Origin of the sequence: Aquabacterium sp. (genome assembly GCF_021768455.1) — a bacterium.
Lineage (GTDB): Bacteria > Pseudomonadota > Gammaproteobacteria > Burkholderiales > Burkholderiaceae_C > Aquabacterium.
In genome coordinates this window covers 1-6062 of the sequence record NZ_JAIZVX010000195.1, presented here as the reverse complement: position 1 = coordinate 6062, position 6062 = coordinate 1, and the positions used below count along the sequence as shown (strand labels likewise).

The following is a 6062-nucleotide window of genomic DNA, read 5'->3' as shown; positions in this document are numbered from 1 at the left end:
CCCTGCGCCTGCACGAAGGCATGGTGATCGACGGCTATGTGCTCAAGTCCAAGCTGCACCAGGGCGGCATGGCCACCTTGTGGGACGTGGCCCGCACCGACTGCAGCGCCCCCGAGGTGCCGCTGATCATGAAGATCCCGCGCATCAAGGGCGGCGAGGACCCGGCCACCATCGTGGGTTTCGAGGTCGAGCAGATGGTGATGCCCATGCTCAAGGGCCCCCATGTTCCGCGTTACCTGGCCAAGGGCGATTTCACCCGCCAGCCCTACATCGTGATGGAGCACATCGCCGGAGAGTCGCTGCGCCCCACGCTGGAGAAAGCACCCCTGCCTTTCGAGCAGGTCGCCCAGATCGGCCACCGCGTGGCCTTTGCCCTGCACGCCCTGCACAAGCAGCATGTGGTGCACCTGGACATCAAACCCAGCAACATCCTCACCCGGCCCGATGGCACCGTGGTGCTGGTGGACTTCGGACTCTCCCGCCACGACCACCTGCCCGACCTGCTGGAGGAGGAGTTCTCGCTGCCCATGGGCACCGGGCCCTACATCTCGCCCGAGCAGGTGCAATTCGTGCGCAACGACCCGCGCAGCGACCTCTTCGCGCTGGGCGTGATGCTCTACCACTTCACCACCGGCGAGCGGCCCTTTGGCCAGCCCACCTCGGTCTCCGGCCTGCGCAAACGCCTCTACACCGAACCCGTGCCACCCCGCGCATTGCGCCCTGACACCCCGCCGTGGCTGCAGGAGGTGATCCTGCGCTGCCTGGAGGTCGACCCGGCCCGCCGCTATCAGAGCGCAGCCCTGCTCGCCTCCGACCTGCAGCACCCGGAACAGATCGCCCTGACGGCCCGCGCCGCCAAGCTGGACACCAGCGGCCGCATCGGCACCTTCAAGCGCTGGTTCAAGGCCCTGGGCTCGGAGCCCAAACAGGATGCGCCGGGCACCGCGCAGGTGGAGCGCAGCCCCATCATCATGGTGGCCATCGGGACCAAGACCAACACGCCCGAACTCGATCAGAAGGTGCTCAGCACCGTGCGCCGCATCATGGAGATCGAGCCCGGCGCCCGCCTGGCCTGCGTCAGCATCATGCGCACCAACCGCATCGGCATGGACACCCTGACCGACGAACAGGGCAACAGCCTGCATGTGCAGCAGCTCATCGCGATCAAGCACTGGGCTCGCCCGTTGCAGCAGGCGCTGGACATGGACGAGCACCGCCTCACCTTCCACGTGCTGGAAGCGCCCGACACCGCCACGGCCATCATCGACTTCGCCACGCGCAACCAGGTCGATCACATCGTGATGGGCGCACGGGGCAATTCGGCCATGCGGCGCTACCTGGGCAGCGTGAGCGCGCAGGTCGTGGCAGAAGCCAGTTGTTCCGTGACGGTGGTGCGGGTGTGAAACACATCAAACGAGCCGATGTTTTTCATTGAAATAATTCAGTTTTCCTGATGCCTCGAGCGGCCTAGCATCGCGGCCATGAATGCCCTGAACAACCTGCTCGACCCGTCCATCCTGTTTTTCGTGTTCGGCGTGACCGCAGGCCTGCTGCGCTCCAACCTCGAGATCCCGCCGCAGATCGCCCGCTTTCTGTCGCTGTACCTGCTGATGTCGGTGGGACTGAAGGGCGGCTTTTCTCTGGCCAAGGCCGGACTCGGCCCCGAGGTGCTGGGCAGCCTGCTGGCCGCGACCCTGCTCTCGCTGGCCGTGCCCGCGCTGGGCTACGGGCTGCTGAGGCGCTGGCTCTCGCGCTTCGATGCCGCCGCAGTGGCCGCCACCTACGGGTCGGTCAGCGCCACCACCTTCATCACGGCCACGCAGTACCTGGGCACCCAGGGGATCCCGTTTGGCGGGCACATGGCGGTCGCCCTGGTGCTGATGGAATCACCGGCCATCCTGATGGCCATGGCCCTGGCCGCGCGCGCACGCCGCCTGGAGGCAGGCGTTGCACAGGCGGGTGAAAACCCGGCAGCTGCGCCATCGCTGGGCCATGTGGTGCGCGAGGCGTTCACCGATGGGGCCAACCTTCTGCTGCTGGGCAGCCTGCTCATCGGTTTTGCCACCGGGGAGCGGGGCAAGGCGATGATGGAGCCCTTCTCCGGCGACCTGTTCAAAGGCATGCTGGCGCTGTTCCTGCTCGACCTGGGCTTGCTCGTGGCCAGGCAGCTGCCTGGGCTGAAGCAGGTTCACCCCGCGCTGCTGGCCTACGGCATCGTGGGGCCGTTGGTGCATGGTCTGCTCGCCATGGGCCTGGCCGCGGTGCTGGGCCTGCCCAAGGGTGACGCCATCCTCCTGGTGGTGCTGGCCGCCAGCGCCTCCTACATCGTGGTGCCGGCGGTGTTGCGCCATGCCATCCCCGAGGCCCAGCCGGGGCTCTACCTGGGGCTGTCGCTGGCGGTCACCTTCGTGTTCAACATCCTGCTGGGCATCCCGCTCTACACCGAGGTGGTGGGGCGCTTCTGGCCCTGATCGCCGCTGCGCACGTTTGGGTGGTGTGTCGGGTTCGTAAAAAAGCTTGAAGCCCACATTGCGTCAAGGTTGGCTTCAGCTTGGCGGCCTAGGATCCAAGGGTTTTCACCTTCCTTGTTTCCGAGCACCACCATGACCATTTCCCGCGACTGGGCCACGCCCCTGACGATCGGCGCCTTCCTGCTGATGGGCGTCACCGGCATCCTGATGTTCTTCCACCTCGACACCGGCCTCAACAAGGAGGCCCACGAATGGCTGGGCTGGGCCATGGTGGCCGGGGTCGTGTGCCACAGCGTCGCCAACTGGGCGGCGTTCAAGCGCCACCTGGGTCGCCGCAGCGGCCAGGTGATCATGGGCGTGTTCGCCGTCTTGCTCGTGGCCTCCTTTTTCGTGCCGAAGGCAGAAAAAGGCGGCAACCCGGCCATGCGCGCGGGCTTTGCCGTGCTGGACGCCCCGGTGACCACCGTGGCCGCCCTGGCGAAGCAATCGCCCGAGGCCGTGATGGCCTCGCTGCGCGCCGCAGGGTTCAAGGTCGAGTCCGCCGATCAGCCCCTGGTCAGCGTGACCGGCCCCGAGCGCGGCCAGCAGTTCAAGGCGCTGGCCACGGTCTTCCACTGAGCGCCGGACCAGGAGGCTGAGCCTGCCCCCTTTCAGGCATTCCGCATTCAGGCCAGCGGCTGCAGCCTGATCACGCTCTGGAAGGCATCAACCGCCTTGCCCTTCTTGGCACGCTTGCCCATGTGGGCCAGGAAGGCCGAGTTGCGCACGTCCTCTTCCTTGGGCTTGGCGCCTCGGGTGGTGCCGATCACGCGCACCCCCTGTTGCACCGTGGCCACCGAAAGCAGCGGTGACTTGGGGAAGTCCACGTCCATCAGGGTGAGGCCGCGGCCACCGTTGGACTGGAACTTGAGCTCGTCGAGTGCGAACACCAGCATCCGCCCATCGCCAGAAAGGCAGGCCACCTGGGTGTGCGCGGGCTGCACCCACACCGGCGGCAGCACCGTGGCGCCTTCGTCGAGGGTGAGGAAGCCCTTGCCGCCCTTCTGGCGGGTGGTGAGGTCGCCCAGCTTGGCCAACAGGCCAAAACCTGCCGAGGTGGCCAGCAGCAGGGTGCGCTCGGGGTTGCCAGCCAGGTAATGCTGGGGCTGGGTGCCGGACTCCAGCTCGATCATGGTGGTGATGGGCGCGCCATCGCCCCGTGCACCCGGCAACACACTGACGGGCACGCTGTAGACGCGACCGTTGTTGCCCACCACGATGAGCGGGTCGACCGTGCGGCACTCGAAGGTGCCGTAGAGCCCATCGCCCGCCTTGAAGGCGAAACCGGCCGGGTCGTGACCATGGCCGGTGCGGGCGCGCACCCAGCCCTTTTCGGAAATGACCACGGTCACCGGCTCATCGATCACCTTGACCTCGGCCACGGCGCGCTTTTCAGCCTGGATGAGCGTGCGACGCTCGTCGCCGTACTGCTTGGCATCGGCCTCGATCTCTTTCACCACGGTGCGCTTGAGCACGGCCGGGTTGCCCAGGATGTCTTCCAGCTTGGCCTGCTCGGTGCGCAGCTCGGCCAGCTCCTGCTCGATCTTGATCGCTTCCAGGCGAGCCAGCTGGCGCAGGCGGATGTCGAGGATGTCGTCGGCCTGGCGCTCGCTGAGCTTGAAGGCCTCGATCAGGGCGGGCTTGGGCTCGTCGCTCTCGCGGATGATGCGGATCACCTCGTCGATGTTGAGCAGCACGAGCTGACGGCCTTCCAGGATGTGGATGCGGTCCAGCACCTTGCCCAGGCGGTGACGCGTGCGGCGCGTGACCGTGTCCATGCGGAAGCCGATCCACTCGGTCAGCACCTGACGCAGGCCCTTGAGCGTGGGCTTGCCGTCGGTGCCGATCATCGTCATGTTGATGGACGAGGAGGACTCCAGGCTGGTGTGGGCCAGCAGCGTGGTGATCAGTTCCTGCTGGCTGATGGTGCGGCTCTTGGGCTCGAAGACCAGGCGCACGGGGGCGTCCTTGCTGGACTCGTCGCGCACGGTGTCCAGCACCGACAGCACCGTGGTCTTGAGGTTGACCTGCTCGGTGCTCAGGGCCTTCTTGCCGGCCTTGATCTTGGGGTTGGTCAGCTCTTCGATCTCTTCCAGCACCTTCTGCGAGCTGGTGCCGTGCGGCAGTTCGGTCACCACCAGCTGCCACTGGCCGCGGGCCAGGTCTTCGATCTTCCAGCGGGCGCGCACCTTGAGGCTGCCACGACCGGTGCGGTAGGCCTCGGCGATGTCGGCCGGGCTGGAGATGATCTGGCCGCCCCCGGGGAAATCGGGCCCCTGGATGTGGGCGTAGAGCGCCTCATCGGGCAGCCTATCGTCCTTGATCAGGGCAACGGTGGCCGCGGCCACTTCGCGCAGGTTGTGGCTGGGGATCTCGGTGGCCAGGCCCACGGCGATGCCGCTGGCACCGTTGAGCAGCACGAAGGGCAGGCGCGCAGGCAGCTGGCGGGGCTCTTCGAAGGAGCCGTCGTAGGTGGGGATGAAGTCCACCGTGCCCATGTCGATTTCTTCGAGCAGCAGCCGGGAAATGGGCGCCAGACGGGCTTCGGTGTAACGCATCGCGGCGGCGCCGTCGCCATCGCGGGAGCCGAAGTTGCCCTGGCCGTCGATCAGGGGGTAGCGCAGCGCGAAGTCCTGCGCCATGCGGACCATGGCGTCGTAAGCGGCGCTGTCGCCATGCGGGTGGTACTTGCCGAGCACATCGCCGACCACTCGGGCGCTCTTGACCGGCTTGGCGCCGGTGGTGCCCGAAAAACTCAGGCCCATGCGCTCCATTGCATACAGGATGCGGCGCTGCACGGGCTTCTGGCCGTCACACACATCGGGCAGGGCACGGCCCTTGACCACGCTCAGGGCGTATTCCAGGTAGGCGCGCTCGGCGTAGTGGGCCAGGGTCAGGGATTCGCCGCCATCGGAAGGCGGCGGCGGGGTGAAATCGATGGTTTGTTGGGACATCGCGGTGGGTCAGGGGATCCGGGATCAGCGATGCGCAGTGTAGTGGCTGGGCCGGGGCACAGTGGCGCTCGCATGACGCACCTTTGAATCGATTCAAGCCTCACCCACCGGCGTCAGCCTGCCTAAGCTCCCGCCCATGCCCCACGCCCTCGTCTGGTTCAAACGCGATCTGCGCACGCCCGACCACGCTGCCTTGCGCGCCGCACAGCGCTTTGCAGCGGGGGGGCGCGTGCGCTGTCTATATGTGGTCGAGCCCAGCCTGTGGCTGCAGCCCGATGCGGCGGCCCAGCATTGGGGCTTCGTGCGCGAGGCGCTGATGGAGCTGGAGACGGCCCTGCGCGAGCTGGGTGGCGAGCTCTGGGTGATGCGCGGCGAGGTGGTGGACGTGCTGGCCCGCATCTGGCAGGCCGAGCCCTTCGACGGGCTGTTTGCCCACGAGGAAACCGGCAACGCCCACACCTACGCCCGCGACCTGGCCGTAGGCCGCTGGTGTGCCGGCTTGGCGCAACAGAAAATAGCCGCCACCGCCCAGCCCGGAGGCGTAGGGTTCGACCACGGCCAGGGTGGCGCTGATGGCAACGGCGGCATCGAAGGCGTT

At 67.1% G+C, this 6062-nt stretch carries 4 protein-coding genes and 1 pseudogene; 4 read left to right on the top strand and 1 reads right to left on the bottom strand.

Annotated elements, in window-relative coordinates; translation table 11 throughout:
- The first annotated feature begins 20 nt into the window (after window positions 1-20).
- The 3 genes from QZ994_RS18180 to QZ994_RS18170 all read left to right on the top strand — a co-directional run bounded on the left by QZ994_RS18180 (window position 21) and on the right by QZ994_RS18170 (window position 3089).
- A complete protein-coding gene (locus QZ994_RS18180; protein ID WP_290876966.1) occupies window positions 21-1403 on the top strand; it encodes a bifunctional serine/threonine-protein kinase/universal stress protein in 1383 nt (460 codons plus the stop codon).
- Window positions 1404-1490: 87 nt separating this feature from the next.
- Window positions 1491-2471, top strand: a complete 981-nt coding sequence (locus tag QZ994_RS18175) for a sodium-dependent bicarbonate transport family permease (RefSeq protein ID WP_290876963.1) — start codon at window positions 1491-1493, stop codon at window positions 2469-2471.
- Window positions 2472-2603: 132 nt separating this feature from the next.
- Window positions 2604-3089 carry a DUF4405 domain-containing protein gene (locus QZ994_RS18170; protein ID WP_290876960.1) on the top strand — a complete coding sequence of 162 codons (486 nt, stop codon included), beginning with the start codon at window positions 2604-2606 and terminating at the stop codon, window positions 3087-3089.
- Between the two features lie 47 nt (window positions 3090-3136).
- On the opposite strand, the gene parC is transcribed toward QZ994_RS18170, so the two are convergent.
- Window positions 3137-5464, bottom strand: a complete 2328-nt coding sequence (parC, locus tag QZ994_RS18165; protein WP_290876957.1) for a DNA topoisomerase IV subunit A — start codon at window positions 5462-5464, stop codon at window positions 3137-3139.
- 136 nt (window positions 5465-5600) lie between these two features.
- Here parC and QZ994_RS18160 point away from each other — a divergent pair.
- Window positions 5601-5948, top strand: a pseudogene (locus QZ994_RS18160) (deoxyribodipyrimidine photo-lyase); the annotation flags it as partial.
- Between the last annotated feature and the right edge of the window lie 114 nt (window positions 5949-6062).